The organism is Stenotrophomonas sp. STEN009 (assembly GCF_056760395.1).
This window is the reverse complement of the sequence record NZ_JBRRES010000034.1, coordinates 1-14421: the sequence shown is the minus strand read 5'-3', so window position 1 is coordinate 14421 and position 14421 is coordinate 1. Positions and strand designations below refer to the sequence as shown.

At 64.1% G+C, this 14421-nt stretch carries 20 protein-coding genes; 19 read left to right on the top strand and 1 reads right to left on the bottom strand.

The window, feature by feature from the left end; translation table 11 throughout:
• Nucleotides 1-4: 4 nt before the first annotated feature.
• The 18 genes from rpsQ to ACVOMM_RS14945 all read left to right on the top strand — a co-directional run bounded on the left by rpsQ (nt 5) and on the right by ACVOMM_RS14945 (nt 10280).
• On the top strand, nt 5-274 hold the full coding sequence (gene rpsQ / locus ACVOMM_RS15030; RefSeq protein WP_053519744.1) for a 30S ribosomal protein S17: 270 nt from the start codon (nt 5-7) through the stop codon (nt 272-274).
• Between the two features lie 12 nt (nt 275-286).
• Complete coding sequence (gene rplN / locus ACVOMM_RS15025; RefSeq protein WP_010483978.1) at nt 287-655, top strand: 50S ribosomal protein L14; 369 nt, start codon at nt 287-289, stop codon at nt 653-655.
• A 16-nt stretch (nt 656-671) separates the two neighbouring features.
• Nucleotides 672-989 carry a 50S ribosomal protein L24 gene (rplX, locus tag ACVOMM_RS15020; protein ID WP_053519745.1) on the top strand — a complete coding sequence of 106 codons (318 nt, stop codon included), beginning with the start codon at nt 672-674 and terminating at the stop codon, nt 987-989.
• Nucleotides 990-1000: 11 nt separating this feature from the next.
• Nucleotides 1001-1543 carry a 50S ribosomal protein L5 gene (gene rplE / locus ACVOMM_RS15015; RefSeq protein WP_053519746.1) on the top strand — a complete coding sequence of 181 codons (543 nt, stop codon included), beginning with the start codon at nt 1001-1003 and terminating at the stop codon, nt 1541-1543.
• Nucleotides 1544-1561: 18 nt separating this feature from the next.
• Nucleotides 1562-1867 (top strand): 30S ribosomal protein S14, encoded by a 306-nt coding sequence (gene rpsN / locus ACVOMM_RS15010; RefSeq protein ID WP_053519747.1) that lies wholly within the window; start codon nt 1562-1564, stop codon nt 1865-1867.
• Nucleotides 1868-2124: 257 nt separating this feature from the next.
• Nucleotides 2125-2523 carry a 30S ribosomal protein S8 gene (gene rpsH, locus ACVOMM_RS15005; RefSeq protein WP_005415417.1) on the top strand — a complete coding sequence of 133 codons (399 nt, stop codon included), beginning with the start codon at nt 2125-2127 and terminating at the stop codon, nt 2521-2523.
• An 18-nt stretch (nt 2524-2541) separates the two neighbouring features.
• A complete protein-coding gene (gene rplF / locus ACVOMM_RS15000) occupies nt 2542-3066 on the top strand; it encodes a 50S ribosomal protein L6 (protein WP_053519748.1) in 525 nt (174 codons plus the stop codon).
• 31 nt (nt 3067-3097) lie between these two features.
• A complete protein-coding gene (gene rplR / locus ACVOMM_RS14995) occupies nt 3098-3451 on the top strand; it encodes a 50S ribosomal protein L18 (protein WP_053519749.1) in 354 nt (117 codons plus the stop codon).
• Nucleotides 3452-3611: 160 nt separating this feature from the next.
• The gene (gene rpsE, locus ACVOMM_RS14990; protein ID WP_005408213.1) at nt 3612-4154 is read left to right on the top strand and encodes a 30S ribosomal protein S5; all 543 of its coding nucleotides are present in this window, start codon (nt 3612-3614) and stop codon (nt 4152-4154) included.
• A complete protein-coding gene (rpmD, locus tag ACVOMM_RS14985) occupies nt 4147-4338 on the top strand; it encodes a 50S ribosomal protein L30 (RefSeq protein WP_004145412.1) in 192 nt (63 codons plus the stop codon). The genes rpsE and rpmD overlap by 8 nt, the downstream gene beginning before the upstream one ends.
• A gap of 6 nt (nt 4339-4344) precedes the next feature.
• Nucleotides 4345-4788: a 50S ribosomal protein L15 gene (rplO, locus tag ACVOMM_RS14980; RefSeq protein ID WP_053519751.1), complete on the top strand. Its 444-nt coding sequence runs from the start codon at nt 4345-4347 to the stop codon at nt 4786-4788.
• Between the two features lie 7 nt (nt 4789-4795).
• Entirely contained in the window at nt 4796-6163 is a 1368-nt protein-coding gene (gene secY / locus ACVOMM_RS14975) for a preprotein translocase subunit SecY (RefSeq protein ID WP_005415420.1), read from the top strand.
• A gap of 347 nt (nt 6164-6510) precedes the next feature.
• Nucleotides 6511-6867: a 30S ribosomal protein S13 gene (gene rpsM, locus ACVOMM_RS14970; protein WP_004154500.1), complete on the top strand. Its 357-nt coding sequence runs from the start codon at nt 6511-6513 to the stop codon at nt 6865-6867.
• Between the two features lie 11 nt (nt 6868-6878).
• On the top strand, nt 6879-7268 hold the full coding sequence (gene rpsK / locus ACVOMM_RS14965) for a 30S ribosomal protein S11 (protein WP_004145443.1): 390 nt from the start codon (nt 6879-6881) through the stop codon (nt 7266-7268).
• Between the two features lie 15 nt (nt 7269-7283).
• Nucleotides 7284-7913, top strand: a complete 630-nt coding sequence (gene rpsD, locus ACVOMM_RS14960; RefSeq protein ID WP_004145446.1) for a 30S ribosomal protein S4 — start codon at nt 7284-7286, stop codon at nt 7911-7913.
• A 55-nt stretch (nt 7914-7968) separates the two neighbouring features.
• Nucleotides 7969-8967 (top strand): DNA-directed RNA polymerase subunit alpha, encoded by a 999-nt coding sequence (locus ACVOMM_RS14955; protein ID WP_004145453.1) that lies wholly within the window; start codon nt 7969-7971, stop codon nt 8965-8967.
• 191 nt (nt 8968-9158) lie between these two features.
• Nucleotides 9159-9542 carry a 50S ribosomal protein L17 gene (rplQ, locus tag ACVOMM_RS14950; protein WP_053519752.1) on the top strand — a complete coding sequence of 128 codons (384 nt, stop codon included), beginning with the start codon at nt 9159-9161 and terminating at the stop codon, nt 9540-9542.
• A gap of 231 nt (nt 9543-9773) precedes the next feature.
• Nucleotides 9774-10280 (top strand): disulfide bond formation protein B, encoded by a 507-nt coding sequence (locus tag ACVOMM_RS14945; RefSeq protein ID WP_053519753.1) that lies wholly within the window; start codon nt 9774-9776, stop codon nt 10278-10280.
• 63 nt (nt 10281-10343) lie between these two features.
• Here the strand turns inward: ACVOMM_RS14945 and ACVOMM_RS14940 are convergent, their stop codons facing one another.
• Nucleotides 10344-12470, bottom strand: a complete 2127-nt coding sequence (locus tag ACVOMM_RS14940; protein ID WP_481526457.1) for a TonB-dependent receptor — start codon at nt 12468-12470, stop codon at nt 10344-10346.
• 219 nt (nt 12471-12689) lie between these two features.
• On the opposite strand from ACVOMM_RS14940, the gene ACVOMM_RS14935 reads away from it, so the two are divergent.
• Nucleotides 12690-14081, top strand: coding sequence for a class II 3-deoxy-7-phosphoheptulonate synthase (locus ACVOMM_RS14935; protein ID WP_180875744.1), 1392 nt, complete (start codon nt 12690-12692; stop codon nt 14079-14081).
• The last annotated feature ends 340 nt before the right edge of the window (nt 14082-14421 follow it).

Here is a 14421-nt window from a genome sequence, read left to right as displayed (position 1 = left end):
CGCTATGAGCGACAATACTGAAAACAAGACGCTGCGCACGGTCGAAGGCCGTGTCGTCAGCAACAAGATGGACAAGACGGTTACCGTCCTGGTTGAGCGTCAGGTCAAGCACGCACTGTACGGCAAGTACATCAAGCGCTCGACGAAGCTGCACGCCCACGATGCCGACAACGCCTGCAAGGAAGGCGATGTCGTCCGCGTGACCGAGATTGCTCCGATGTCCAAGACCAAGAACTGGCGCGTGGTGGAAGTCATCACGCGTGCGGCTGAATAAGGAGTCTGAATCATGATCCAGATGCAGAGCTACCTTGACGTCGCGGACAATTCGGGTGCCAAGCAGGTGATGTGCTTCAAGGTGCTGGGTGGTTCCAAGCGCCGTTACGCCGGCATCGGCGACATCATCAAGGTCACCGTGAAGGATGCGATTCCGCGCGGCAAGGTCAAGAAGGGTGAAGTGTATGACGCCGTCGTGGTGCGTACCCGCAAGGGTGTGCGTCGCGCCGACGGCTCGCTGATCCGCTTCGACGGCAACGCTGCCGTCCTGCTGAACAACAAGCAGGAGCCGATCGGTACCCGTATCTTCGGGCCGGTGACCCGTGAACTTCGTTCGGAGAAGTTCATGAAGATCGTCTCGCTCGCTCCCGAAGTGCTGTGAGCGACAGGAGATAATCATGGCTAACCGTATCAAGAAGGGCGACCAGGTCGTCGTCAACACCGGCAAGGACAAGGGCAAGCAGGGCGAAGTCGTCCGCGTCGACGGCGACCGTGTGGTCGTCGCCAACGTGAACATCGTCAAGCGCCACACCAAGCCGAACCCGCAGGCAGGCGTTGCCGGCGGCGTGGTCGAGCGTGAAGCTTCGATCCATATCTCCAACGTGAATGTGCTGAACCCGGCTTCGGGCAAGGGCGAACGCGTTGGCTTCAAGGTGCTGGAGGATGGACGCAAACTGCGTGTGTTCCGCTCCAGCGGTGAGGCGCTCGACGCCTGAGGAATGAGAAGATGACTTCCCGTCTCGAAAAGTTCTACAAGGACGAAGTGGTGCCGGCGCTGATGAAGCAGTTCGGCTACACCAATCCGATGGAAGTGCCGAAGCTCGTCAAGGTCACCCTGAACATGGGTGTCGGCGAAGCGGCCACCAACAAGAAGATCCTGGAAAACGCCGTCGGCGACATGACCAAGATTTCCGGCCAGAAGCCGGTTGTCACCAAGTCGCGTATTTCGGTTGCGTCGTTCAAGATCCGTGATGGTTGGCCGATCGGCTGCAAGACCACGCTGCGTCGCCACAAGATGTACGAGTTCCTGGATCGCCTGATCAACATCTCGCTGCCGCGCGTGCGCGACTTCCGTGGTGTCTCTGGTCGTTCCTTCGACGGTCGCGGCAACTTCAACATGGGTGTGAAGGAACAGATCATCTTCCCGGAAATCGACTTCGACGCTGTCGACGCGATCCGCGGTATGGATATCGCCATCACCACCACTGCGAAGACCGACGCGGAAGCGAAGGCGCTGCTGGCAGCGTTCAAGTTCCCGTTCCGTAACTGATCCGTCGAGGAAACCGAAATGGCAAAGACCTCCATGGTCAACCGCGACATCAAGCGGGAAAAGCTGGCCAAGAAGTACGCTGAGAAGCGTGCTGCTCTGAAGAAGATCGTGTCCTCGGTGGACGCGAGCTACGACGAGAAGATCGAAGCTGCTGCCAAGCTGGCCAAGCTGCCGCGCGATTCGTCGCCGAGCCGCCAGCGCAACCGCTGCGAACTGTCCGGCCGTCCGCGTGGCGTCTACAGCAAGTTCGGCCTGGGCCGCAACAAGCTGCGTGAAGCCACCATGCGTGGCGACGTCCCGGGTCTGCGCAAGGCCAGCTGGTAATCCCAGCCGGTCCTGCGATCAGGCGCCCCTCCGGGGGGGCCTGAACCGGGGAGGGGAGGCATTCAGCCTCCCTTTCGCAAAAAACCCGAAGAGCCCGACGCAAGTCGGGCTCTTTTGGCGTATACTCCCGCGTCTTGCCCTGTGCAGACGGGGTTGTAGGGCGGGCCACAGGTCCGCTGCATCAAGGGACCTGGCCCGTTTCCAGGAGACAACAGATTTTCGCGAAAGCGGATATCGGTGCACTCAAAGGTACTCATATGAGCATGACTGATCCCATCGCCGACCTGCTGGTCCGCATCAAGAATGCGGCCGCGGTTGGCAAGCAGACGGTGAAAGCCCCGTCGTCCAAGATCAAGGTTGCGATCGCCCAGGTCCTGAAGGACGAGGGTTACATCACCGACCTGCGCGTTACCCAGCTGGAGAACAACAAGGCCGAGCTGGAAATCGTGCTGAAGTATTTCGAAGGCAAGCCGGTCATCGCGACCCTGAAGCGCTTCTCGCGTTCGGGCCTGCGCCAGTACCGCGGCAAGAGCGAGCTGCCGAAGGTCATGAACGGCCTGGGCATCTCCATCATTTCCACCTCCAAGGGCATCATGACTGATGCGCAGGCGCGCCAGCTGGGCGTCGGCGGCGAAGTCCTGTGCTTCGTGGCCTAAGGCGAAAGGAGTAGAACTATGTCCCGCGTAGCCAAGAAGCCGATCGACCTGGGTAAGGTTGAACTGAACGTCCAGTCGGAAAGCGTCACCGCCAAGGGCCCGAAGGGCACCCTGTCGCTGGCCAAGCCGGCCGGTATTGCCATCAACGTCGATAACGGCGTTGCCACCCTGAGCACCGAGAACGTCGAACTGGTCGCACTGACCGGTACCGTGCGTGCGATCCTGGCCAACATGGTCAAGGGCGTGTCCGAAGGCTTCGAGCGCAAGCTGGAGCTGGTCGGCGTGGGTTACCGCGCTGCCATGCAGGGCAAGGACCTGAGCCTGTCGCTGGGCTTCTCGCACCCGGTCGTGTTCGTGGCGCCGGAAGGCATCACGCTGTCCACCCCGACCCAGACCGAGATCCTGGTCCAGGGCGCGGACAAGCAGGCCGTCGGTGAAGTTGCCGCCAAGATCCGTGCGTTCCGCAAGCCGGAGCCGTACAAGGGCAAGGGCGTGAAGTACTCCGACGAAGTCATCATCCGTAAGGAAGCCAAGAAGGCCTAATAGGCGCTTCCGCTTTCATAGGAAAAACATCATGAACAAGAACATCGCCCGCCTGCGTCGCGCCAAGTCGACCCGCGCCCACATCCGTGAGCTCGGCGTCGCCCGCCTGTCGGTGCTGCGCACCGGCCAGCACCTGTATGCCCAGGTCTTCACCGCCGACGGTTCCAAGGTGCTGGCTGCCGCCAACACCACCCAGACCGACGTCAAGGAAGGCCTGAAGAGCGGCAAGAATGTCGATGCCGCCGCCAAGGTTGGCCGCATCGTCGCTGAGCGTGCCAAGGCCGCCGGCGTCGAGAAGGTTGCCTTCGATCGTTCGGGTTACCGTTACCACGGCCGTATCAAGGCCCTGGCAGAGGCTGCCCGCGAAGCCGGCCTGCAGTTCTAAGGGATCTGGGCAGGGGGCCGATGGCCCCCGGTCCGCCTGCTCGCCAGCCTGAGCGAGGCTGGACGGCGCCATTCTTCTGTAGTGGCCCACCGGAACGACGCGTCATTCCACAACCATAAGCGGCCCTGAGCCGTACATACCCAACAACCAAGGAATCAACATGGCAGAAGAGCGTCAGCAGCGGGGTCGCGATCGCGACCGTAACCGCGAAGAGAAGATCGACGACGGCATGATCGAAAAGCTGGTCGCGGTCAACCGCGTCAGCAAGACCGTCAAGGGTGGTCGCCAGTTCACCTTCACCGCCCTGACCGTGGTCGGCGACGGCGAAGGCAAGGTCGGTTTCGGTTATGGCAAGGCCCGCGAAGTGCCGGTCGCCATCCAGAAGTCGATGGAACAGGCCCGCAAGAACCTGGTCAGCGTTGACCTGAACAACGGCACCCTGTGGCACACCATCAAGGATGGTCATGGCGCAGCCCGCGTGTTCATGCAGCCGGCTTCGGAAGGTACCGGCGTCATCGCCGGCGGTGCCATGCGCGCCGTCCTGGAAGCGGTTGGCGTGAAGAACGTGCTGGCCAAGGCCACCGGTTCGCGCAACCCGATCAACCTGGTGCGTGCCACCGTGAAGGGCCTGTCTGCAGCGCAGTCGCCGGCCCGCATCGCGGCCAAGCGCGGCAAGAAGGTGGAGGAACTCAACCATGGCTAATGAGTCCAACAAGACTGTGAAGGTGCGCCTGGTGCGCGGCCTGCGTGGTGCTCAGTCGCGTCACCGCCTGTCGGTGCGTGCCCTGGGTCTGAACAAGCTCAACGATGTGCGTGAACTGAAGGACAGCCCGCAGGTTCGCGGCCTGATCAATACCGTTCACTACCTCGTCAAGGTTGAGGAGTAATCGATCATGACTCTGCGTCTCAATGAACTGAGCCCGGCACCGGGCGCCCGTACCGAGCGCACCCGCGTCGGTCGCGGTATCGGCTCGGGCCTGGGCAAGACTGCCGGCCGCGGCCACAAGGGTTCGTTCGCCCGCAAGGGTGGCGGCAAGATCAAGGCCGGCTTCGAAGGCGGCCAGACCCCCATGCAGCGTCGTCTGCCGAAGATCGGCTTCCGTTCGCCGATCGCCAAGGACACCGCTGAAGTGCTGCTGTACCAGCTGGACAAGCTGCCGGCCGGCGAGATCGACTTCGCCGCCCTGCGTGCCGCCAAGCTGGTCCCGAGCACTGCCAAGAAGGCCAAGGTCGTCGTCAAGGGCGAAGTGACCAAGGCGTTCACCCTGAAGGGTGTTGCTGCCACGGCCGGTGCCAAGGCTGCGATCGAAGCTGCCGGCGGCAGCGTAACGGAGTAAGAAAATCATGGCGCAAGCTGGCATCGGTAACCTCGCGGGCGGAATGGGCAAGTTCACTGAACTTCGCCAACGTTTGCTGTTCGTCGTCGGGGCTTTGATCGTCTATCGCATCGGCTGCTACGTGCCGGTGCCGGGCGTCAATCCCGATGCCATGCTTGCCATGATGCAACAGCAGGGCGGCGGCATCGTGGACATGTTCAACATGTTCTCGGGCGGCGCCCTGCACCGTTTCAGCATCTTCGCGCTGAACGTGATGCCGTACATCTCGGCATCGATCGTGATGCAGCTGGCCGTGCACATCTTCCCCGCCCTGAAGGCGATGCAGAAGGAAGGTGAGTCCGGTCGCCGCAAGATCACCCAGTATTCGCGCATCGGCGCCGTGCTGCTGGCAGTCGTGCAGGGCGGTTCGATCGCTCTGGCCCTGCAGGGCCAGGTCTCGCCGTCGGGCGCTCCGGTCGTGTACGCGCCGGGCATGGGCTTTGTGCTCACTGCCGTGGTCGCACTGACCGCCGGCACCATGTTCCTGATGTGGGTCGGTGAGCAGGTCACCGAGCGCGGCATCGGCAACGGCGTGTCGCTGATCATCTTCGCCGGTATCGTGGCGGGCCTGCCGGGCGCGGTCATCCATACCTTCGATGCCTACCGCGACGGCAACATCCAGTTTATCCAGCTGCTGCTGATCGCCATCGTCGTACTCGCCTTCACCTTCTTCGTGGTGTTCGTCGAGCGCGGCCAGCGCCGGATCACGGTCAATTACGCGCGCCGCCAGGGCGGTCGCAATGCGTACATGAACCAGACCTCGTTCCTGCCGCTGAAGCTCAACATGGCCGGCGTCATCCCGGCGATCTTCGCCTCGAGCCTGCTGGCGTTCCCGGCCACCCTGGCCATGTGGTCCGGCCAGGCGGCCAACCAGAGCAGCTTCGGCCAGGTCCTGCAGAAGGTCGCCAACGCGCTGGGTCCGGGCGAGCCGCTGCACATGATCGTGTTCGCTGCGCTGATCACCGGTTTCGCGTTCTTCTATACCGCGCTGGTGTTCAACTCGCAGGAAACCGCCGACAACCTGAAGAAGTCGGGCGCGCTGATTCCGGGCATCCGTCCGGGCAAGGCCACCGCCGACTACATCGACGGCGTGCTGACCCGCCTGACCGCAGCCGGCTCGGCCTACCTGGTGATCGTCTGCCTGCTGCCGGAACTGATGCGCACGCAGCTGAACGCCTCGTTCTACTTTGGCGGTACCTCGCTGCTGATCGTGGTGGTGGTGGTGATGGACTTCATCGCCCAGGTGCAGGCGCACCTGATGTCCCACCAGTACGAGAGCCTGCTGAAGAAGGCCAACCTGAAGGGTGGCAACCGCGGCGGTTTTGCCCGCGGCTGATTCGCCTGTTATACTTTCGTCTTCCTGACGTGATGGTCCCTCCGCTTCGCGGACTCCGGCCACACAAACGAAGGGCGGCCCCCGCAGCGGTTCCGGGTGGGGGTGTGATGAGGTGGTCCCGCGCAGGAGTAGCGCGGGCGGCCCCGGGAGACCTCCCGGGATCAACCCCATCCGGCGCCGGAGCCTGGGCACACTCCCCAGGCCGGGTTCATGAAACCTCTGGTTTCACGGGCTTCCATGTAAACCGGAACCTTGTTAGTATCGCTAGTTCACTTTTTTGATCCATCCTGCCGGATTGGCGTGCCCGAGGCGCGCTGTCGGCCATCACTCAGCTGGAGAACCGCGTCATGGCGCGTATTGCAGGCGTCAACCTGCCAGCCCAGAAGCATGTCTGGGTCGGGTTGCAAAGCATTTACGGCATCGGCCGTACCCGTTCGAAGAAGGTCTGCGAAGTCGCAGGCGTCGCTTCGACCACCAAGATCCGCGATCTGTCGGAGCCGGAAATCGAGCGCCTGCGCGCCGAAGTCGGCAAGTACATCGTGGAAGGCGATCTGCGCCGTGAGATCGGCATCGCGATCAAGCGCCTGATGGACCTGGGCTGCTACCGCGGCCTGCGTCACCGTCGTGGCCTCCCGCTGCGTGGCCAGCGCACCCGTACCAACGCCCGCACCCGCAAGGGTCCGCGCAAGGCGATCAAGAAGTAAGGGACTGAGAAATGGCTAAGCCCGCTGCTAAGACCAAGAAGAAGATCAAGCGCGTCGTCACTGACGGCGTTGCCCACGTCCACGCTTCGTTCAACAACACCATCGTCACCATCACCGACCGCCAGGGCAATGCTCTGTCGTGGGCGACCTCCGGTGGCGCTGGCTTCCGCGGTTCGCGCAAGTCGACCCCGTTCGCTGCCCAGGTGGCTGCCGAGAAGGCCGGTCGTGCTGCGCTGGACTACGGCGTGAAGTCGCTGGAAGTCCGCATCAAGGGCCCGGGTCCGGGCCGTGAGTCGGCCGTGCGTTCGTTGAACAACGTCGGCTACAAGATCACCAACATCATCGACGTGACGCCCATCCCGCACAACGGGTGCCGTCCGCCGAAGAAGCGTCGCGTCTAAAGGGAGCGATAAGAAATGGCTCGTTATATCGGTCCTACCTGTAAGCTCGCCCGCCGCGAAGGCGCCGACCTGTCCCTGAAGAGCCCGGCGCGTGCGCTGGACTCCAAGTGCAAGCTGGAGCAGAAGCCCGGCCAGCACGGCGCCACTGCCCGCAAGGGCAAGCTGTCCGACTACGCCACCCAGCTGCGTGAAAAGCAGAAGGTCAAGCGTATCTACGGCCTGCTGGAGCGTCAGTTCCGCAACTACTACAAGAAGGCCTCGACCAAGAAGGGCAACACCGGCGAGAACCTGCTGCAGCTGCTGGAAACCCGCCTGGACAACGTCGTCTACCGCATGGGCTTCGCCGTGACCCGTCCGGCTGCCCGCCAGCTGGTGTCGCACCGCGGCGTCACCGTGAATGGCAAGTCGGTCAACCTGGCTTCGTACCAGGTCAAGGCTGGCGATGCCATCGCGCTGTCCGAGAAGGCTGCCAAGCAGCTGCGCGTCCAGGAAGCCCTGACCGTCGCCGCACAGCATGACCTGAGCCCGTCGTGGGTTGAAGTGGATTCCGGCAAGTTCACCGGCATCTTCAAGGCGGTTCCGGATCGTTCGGATCTGCCTGCGGACATCAACGAAGCGCTGATCGTCGAGCTGTATTCGAAGTAATTCACATTGGAGAGCCCCCGGCGACGGCCGGGGGTTCACTAGGAGAACCCGCAACATGACGGTTACCGCCAACCAGGTTCTGCGTCCTCGCGGTCCGCAGATCGAACGCCTTACCGACACCCGTGCAAAGGTCGTTATCGAACCTTTGGAGCGGGGTTACGGGCATACGCTGGGCAACGCCCTGCGTCGCGTGCTGCTGTCGTCCATCCCGGGCTTCGCCATCACGGAAGTCGAAATCGACGGCGTGTTGCATGAGTACACCACGGTCGAAGGTCTGCAGGAGGACGTGCTCGAAGTCCTGCTGAACCTGAAGGACGTGGCCATCCGTATGCACTCCGGCGACAGCGCCACCCTGTCCCTGTCCAAGCAGGGCCCGGGCGTTGTCACCGCTGCCGATATCAAGGTCGACCACAATGTGGAGATCCTGAACGGCGACCATGTGATCTGCCACCTGACCAAGGATACGGCAGTGAACATGCGTCTGAAGATCGAGCGTGGTTTCGGCTACCAGCCGGCTGCTGCGCGTCGTCGTCCGGACGAAGAAACCCGTGCCATCGGCCGCCTGGTCCTGGATGCCTCGTTCTCGCCGGTCCGCCGCGTCGCCTATGCCGTGGAAGCGGCCCGCGTCGAACAGCGTACCGACCTGGACAAGCTGGTCATCGATATCGAGACCAACGGCACCATCGATGCCGAGGAAGCCGTGCGCACCGCCGCCGACATCCTCAGCGACCAGCTGTCGGTGTTCGGTGACTTCACCCACCGCGACCGCGGTGCGGCCAAGCCGGCCAACAACGGCGTGGATCCGGTGCTGCTGCGCCCGATCGACGATCTGGAGCTGACCGTGCGTTCGGCCAACTGCCTGAAGGCTGAAAGCATCTACTACATCGGCGATCTGATCCAGAAGACCGAAGTGGAGCTGCTGAAGACCCCGAACCTGGGCAAGAAGTCGCTCACCGAGATCAAGGAAGTGCTGGCCCAGCGTGGCCTGTCGCTTGGCATGAAGCTGGAGAACTGGCCGCCGGCCGGCGTCGCCAGCCACGGCATGCTGGGCTGATAAAGCCTCCTGCTGTACCCGGAGGCTCCACCGTCAGCGGTGGAGCCTTCACCGCAAGATGCCATGACGAACCGCAGGTTCGCGGGCAGGTCGTCCAGGACGGGCGGCCAGGACCATCCGCAGTCCGTGCAGCAACGCCAGGATGGCGACAACGATCCACACAGCCACATCATTAATCAAGGAACATCACCATGCGTCACCAGAAGTCTGGCCGTAAGTTCAGCCGTACCAGCGCCCATCGCGAAGCGATGTTCAAGAACATGGCCGCCTCGCTGTTCAAGCACGAGCTGATCAAGACCACCCTGCCGAAGGCCAAGGAACTGCGCCGCGTCGCCGAGCCGCTGATCACCCTGGCCAAGGTCGATTCCGTTGCCAACCGCCGTCTGGCCTTTGCCCGCCTGCGTGACAACGAAGCCGTGGGCAACCTGTTCACCATCCTGGGCCCGCGCTACGCGAACCGTCCGGGCGGCTACCTGCGTCTGCTGAAGTGCGGCTTCCGCGCCGGCGACAATGCTCCGATGGCCTACGTCGAGCTGGTCGACCGTCCGGCCGTGGCCGAGGAAGTGGCCGAGTAATCGGACCGCTCCAACGCGACACAGTGAAAGCCCGGCATCTGCCGGGCTTTTGCGTTCTGGTAGCGCCGGGCGATGCCCGGCGTTTACGTTTCCGCTGCACTCGCCGGGCATGGCCCGGCGCTACCTGCGAAGGGAAGTGGCCCGCACCGTTCCGACGAGCGTCACCGGCAGCGGTTCGAATGGCAGGCGCGGTCGGTTACGCTTGGCGCCTGATCCATTCGAGCATTCACGATGAATCCTCTGCGCTGGCCCTTCCGCGCCCAGTTCCTGCTGGGCTTCCTGATCTGCGTGGGCCTGCTGGGCTATGCGATTTTCCTGCAGCTGAAGATGGGGCTGGAGCCGTGCCCGCTGTGTATCTTCCAGCGGCTGGCCTTTGCCGCGCTCGGCCTGCTGTTCCTGCTGGGCGCACTGCACGGCCCGTCGAACCGGCCGGGACGGGTGACGTACGGCATCCTTGCCTTCATTGCGGCAGCCGTCGGCGTCGGCATCGCCGCGCGCCATGTCTACGTGCAGATGCTGCCGCCGGAAATGGGTGCCACCTGTGGTCCGCCGCTGAGCTTCCTGCGCGAGACCATGGGCCCGTTCGAGGTGTTCCGCACGGTGCTGACCGGTACCGGCAACTGCGGCAACATCGACTGGACCTTCCTCGGACTGACCATGCCGATGTGGTCGGGCGTGTGGTTCGTGCTGCTGGGGCTGTGGGCACTGCTGGTGCCGCTGCGCAGGGTCAGGCGCTGAGTAACTGACGCGCCCCAGCAGAGCCGGGCATGGGCTCGGCTCTGCCGGGGGCAGCGACATCGATCAGAAATCCTGTTGCAGGCTGAGATAGGCGCCGCGTCGCGGCCCCCACTGGGGGGCGAACACGCCTACGCCGCCGCCATCGCGCAGCTGATAGCTGCGATCCAGCGCGTTGACCAACGCCAGCTGTGCATGCAGCGGATGGCCGCTGTCGGGGTTGAAATCGTGGCCAGCACTGAGGTTCACCTGCAGGTAGGACGGCAGCTCGCCCCCATTGGGTACGCTTTCGGTGTCCGAGCGCAGGCCACTGCCGAACACGTAGTTGGCACCGATCCGGTTGTGTCCGGCGAAGGCATAGCTGACACCGCCCGACGAGGTCAGCTTCTGGTCGTGGTCCAGGTGGATCCAATGGTCGGCCACGTAGGCCAGGGCGTCCGGGTCGAGGTTGTACTGGCCGGTGATCACCTGGGTGCCGATCGCCTTGTTGTATGCAGCGTTGAAGTAAGCGCTGAACGGTCCGTCGCTATAGTCGGCGCTGAACTCCAGGCCGCGGATGTGGCCGCGACGATAGTTGAACGTTGAATAGAGGTAGGCGGCGCCGAACTGGCCTTCATCCTGCAGGCGGGCGACACGCCGGTCATACGCATCCACGCCGAGTGTCAGGTGCTCGCCGATCTGCTGCGAGATGCCGAGGTCGTAGTAGTCACTGCGCTCGGCCAGTGGCGTGGCGTTGCCATCACTGGGCTGCTGGTTGCTGGTGCCGTCGTACAGCGCGATGTCGTCGGAGGCGATCAGCTCGCTGGCCGGTGGTGTGAAGTAGCGCGCATAGCCTGCGTGCAGGGTGGTGCTGTCGCCGGCATTCCAGACCACGCCCAGGCGCGGGCTGAGCTGGCCTTCGGTCCGCCCGAAGGCCGTGTAGCGGTCGCCGCGCAGACCATAGTTGACCGTCCAGTTGTCTCCGATCTTCCACTCGTCCTGCACGTAGAGCGCCAGCGTGCTGGCGTGGAAAGCACTGCGGTCGGGAATCAGCAGGGGCGTGGTGCTGGCCTGCTGGCCGGCGTCGTCAACCGGGAACACCCAACTGCTGCTGTGGGCCCGCGCGGTCTCATGATTGCCGTACAGGCCATAGCGCAGCGTGTGATCGCTGCCCAGCGGGGTGGAAATGTCGGCCTGCACGGTGTTGGCGCGGTTGCTGCGCTGGACCTGTGAAGCAACACCGCTGAACACCAGATCGCCCGCGACATCGGGATTGAACCCGACATCGCTGTAGCGTTGGCCGGCCGACAGCTGGTACGCGCTGGCGCCCAGCGTCCCCTGCAGCACCAGCATGCCGAAGCGCGTGGTCTCGCGCTGGGTCTCATCCAGCTGGCTGGAGTCGAACGTGGAGGTATCGAGGTAGCCGAACTGCGGTGTCTGGCCCGGGTTCACCGGAATCTGGAAGCGGTTGTTGGCAACGCCGGCGAACACGCTCACGCGCGTGTTCTCGTCCAGCAGATAGGTGAGGTCGGCGAACGCCTTGCCCTGGTGGGTGTCGTCGTGCAGCGGCCGGCGCGAGTTGGTCGGGTTCTCCAGGCCGACCTCGTTCTGGTCGTAGTTGCCGGTCAGGAACCAGCTCCAGCGTCCCTGGTTGCCCCACCAGGAGGCGTTGGGATTGACCTTGCCGAACGACCCGGCAGTCAGTCCGGCGCTGCCGCCGTTGCCCAGTTCGGCGCCACTGCGGGTGGTGATGTCCACCACTGCGGCGGTGCGTTCGCCGAACTGCGCCGGCAGTGCGCCATCCATCAGCCGGATGCTCCTGATGGTGCGCGCATCCAGGGTCTGGCCGAAGCCGGAGATCGATTCGGGCAGCAGCACGCCGTTGATGCGGTACTGCAGGTTGGCGTGATCACCACGCACATGGACACCGCCGTAGGAATCCTGGACCACGCCCGGGGCCTGCAGCAGCACCTGGCTGAGTGCGGCGGAGGCGCCGAGCGGCTGCTTCTGGATGTCCTCTGCGGTGATCTGGTACTGGCTGCTGCCGATGTCCGGCGACAGCGCGTTGCGGGCCTGGTCGAGGTGGGCGCTGACGGTGACCGCATCCAGGTTTTTCACTGCGGGCCCGGCGTCATCCGCGGCCGCGGCAAGGGGGGGCGTGCTGGCCAGGGCCAGGGCGAAGGTGATGCTGGTAGCGAGGCGTGAGGGCTTCATGGGAGAGAGCAGGGCCTGGGGCGTGGAGGGGGCCGGTCCATGACGGTGAGTGTTACTCCGTAACAGATCATGCGCCTCTGGCGGCGCCGCCGACCATGCGGTCTGTGGCTGCTCGGCGCGTGCTTTCCCTGGCGTTCAGGCATCGGGCCGGAAGGGCTGGCCCTTTGCGGCGGCGGCCGGCTCTGCGACCATGACCGTCCCCCACCCCGGAAGTCTGCAATGAGCCTGTCCGCCGTTTCACCGGTTCCCGTTCCTGCCGCAACCGCTGCGGGTGCTGCCTGGTCGCCGGAGAGCTGGCGCGGCAAGACCGCACTGCAGATGCCGACCTATCCCGACCCGGTGGCGCTGGATGCTGCCCTGCATGAGCTGAAGCGGCTACCCCCTCTGGTGACCTCGTGGGAGATCCTGGCGCTGAAGCAGCAGCTGGCGGAGGCGCAGGAGGGCAAGCGCTTCCTGCTGCAGGGCGGCGATTGCGCCGAGAACTTCAGCGACTGTGAGTCCGGCACCATCTCCAATCGGCTGAAGGTGCTGCTGCAGATGAGCCTGGTACTGGTGCATGGCCTGCGCCAGCCGGTGATCCGCGTCGGCCGCTTCGCCGGCCAGTACGCCAAGCCACGCTCGGCTGATACCGAGACCCGTGATGGGGTGACGCTGCCCAGCTACCGGGGCGATGTGATCAATGCGCCGGCCTTCACCGAAGCCGCGCGCCTGCCCGACCCGAAGCGGATGCTGCAGGCCCACGCGCATTCGGCGATGACGATGAACTTCGTGCGGGCGCTGATCGATGGCGGCTTCGCCGACCTGCACCACCCCGAGTACTGGAACCTGGACTGGGTGCGGCATTCGCCGCTCGCCGCCGAGTACCAGAAGATGGTGGCATCGATCGGCGATGCCGTGCACTTCATGGAAACCCTGGCCGGTGCCCGGGTGCACAACCTCAACCGCATCGACTTCTACACATCGCACGAAGCCCTGCTGCTGCCCTACGAGCAGGCGCTGACCCGGCAGGTGCCGCGCCAGCAGGGCTGGTTGAACCTGAGCACGCACTATCCCTGGATCGGCATGCGCACGGCTGCGCTCGACGGCGCGCACGTGGAGTACCTGCGGGGCGTGCGCAATCCGATCGCGATCAAGGTTGGGCCGTCGGTTTCGCCGGACCAGCTGCTGCGCCTGATCGATGTACTCAATCCGGACGACGAGCCCGGGCGCCTGACCTTCATTCACCGCATGGGCGCGACGCAGATAGCCGAAAAGCTGCCGTCGCTGCTGGAAGCGGTCAAGCGCGACGGCCGCCGCGTGCTGTGGGTGTGCGATGCCATGCACGGCAACACCGAGAGCACCGCCAATGGGTTCAAGACGCGCCGCTTTGACAACGTGCGCCGCGAGGTGGAGTTGTCGTTCGATCTGCACGCCGCGGCAGGTACGCGCCTGGGCGGCGTGCACCTGGAGCTGACCGGCGAGGACGTGACCGAATGCACCGGTGGCGCGCGCGAGCTCACCGAGCGTGATCTTGAGCGCGCGTATCGTTCCACGGTCGATCCGCGGCTGAACTACGAGCAGTCGCTGGAGATCGCGATGGCGATCGTGCGCAAGCAGGAACAGGTGCGCTAAGGGTTTTTCGGCAGGGCTTGCAGCCCTGCACCTGCGGAGTCAACGTCGACGTCAAATGCGGGCATTCCGTGGGATGGCGGATTCCCGGTGTCTGTCAGATCCACGCCATGCGTGGATGAATCTCTGTCCGATATCGAAATCAATCTGGGGTCAGATCCGTTTTCCGCAGGAAAACGGATCTGACCCCAAGAGCCATTCCGACAGATCCCGAAAATATGTCGAAGGCGGGGTGGGGCCGGTTGCGGGGGCGTAAGCCGCAAGGATGCGGCGACCGAGCCTCCATGGACGGATTCACGGCGTCCCCCGCAACCGGACCCACCCCGCCATCCCACGGAATGCC

Coding starts and splice junctions, on each gene's coding strand:
- rplN (WP_010483978.1), top strand. CDS start 287: ATGATCCAGATGCAGAGCTACCTTGACGTCGCGGACAATTCGGGTGCC.
- rplX (WP_053519745.1), top strand. CDS start 672: ATGGCTAACCGTATCAAGAAGGGCGACCAGGTCGTCGTCAACACCGGC.
- rplE (WP_053519746.1), top strand. CDS start 1,001: ATGACTTCCCGTCTCGAAAAGTTCTACAAGGACGAAGTGGTGCCGGCG.
- rpmD (WP_004145412.1), top strand. CDS start 4,147: ATGGCTAATGAGTCCAACAAGACTGTGAAGGTGCGCCTGGTGCGCGGC.
- rpsN (WP_053519747.1), top strand. CDS start 1,562: ATGGCAAAGACCTCCATGGTCAACCGCGACATCAAGCGGGAAAAGCTG.
- rpsD (WP_004145446.1), top strand. CDS start 7,284: ATGGCTCGTTATATCGGTCCTACCTGTAAGCTCGCCCGCCGCGAAGGC.
- ACVOMM_RS14945 (WP_053519753.1), top strand. CDS start 9,774: ATGAATCCTCTGCGCTGGCCCTTCCGCGCCCAGTTCCTGCTGGGCTTC.
- ACVOMM_RS14935 (WP_180875744.1), top strand. CDS start 12,690: ATGAGCCTGTCCGCCGTTTCACCGGTTCCCGTTCCTGCCGCAACCGCT.
- rpsE (WP_005408213.1), top strand. CDS start 3,612: ATGGCAGAAGAGCGTCAGCAGCGGGGTCGCGATCGCGACCGTAACCGC.
- ACVOMM_RS14955 (WP_004145453.1), top strand. CDS start 7,969: ATGACGGTTACCGCCAACCAGGTTCTGCGTCCTCGCGGTCCGCAGATC.
- rpsH (WP_005415417.1), top strand. CDS start 2,125: ATGAGCATGACTGATCCCATCGCCGACCTGCTGGTCCGCATCAAGAAT.
- rpsK (WP_004145443.1), top strand. CDS start 6,879: ATGGCTAAGCCCGCTGCTAAGACCAAGAAGAAGATCAAGCGCGTCGTC.
- rplF (WP_053519748.1), top strand. CDS start 2,542: ATGTCCCGCGTAGCCAAGAAGCCGATCGACCTGGGTAAGGTTGAACTG.
- rplQ (WP_053519752.1), top strand. CDS start 9,159: ATGCGTCACCAGAAGTCTGGCCGTAAGTTCAGCCGTACCAGCGCCCAT.
- rpsM (WP_004154500.1), top strand. CDS start 6,511: ATGGCGCGTATTGCAGGCGTCAACCTGCCAGCCCAGAAGCATGTCTGG.
- rplR (WP_053519749.1), top strand. CDS start 3,098: ATGAACAAGAACATCGCCCGCCTGCGTCGCGCCAAGTCGACCCGCGCC.
- secY (WP_005415420.1), top strand. CDS start 4,796: ATGGCGCAAGCTGGCATCGGTAACCTCGCGGGCGGAATGGGCAAGTTC.
- rpsQ (WP_053519744.1), top strand. CDS start 5: ATGAGCGACAATACTGAAAACAAGACGCTGCGCACGGTCGAAGGCCGT.
- ACVOMM_RS14940 (WP_481526457.1), bottom strand. CDS start 12,470: ATGAAGCCCTCACGCCTCGCTACCAGCATCACCTTCGCCCTGGCCCTG.
- rplO (WP_053519751.1), top strand. CDS start 4,345: ATGACTCTGCGTCTCAATGAACTGAGCCCGGCACCGGGCGCCCGTACC.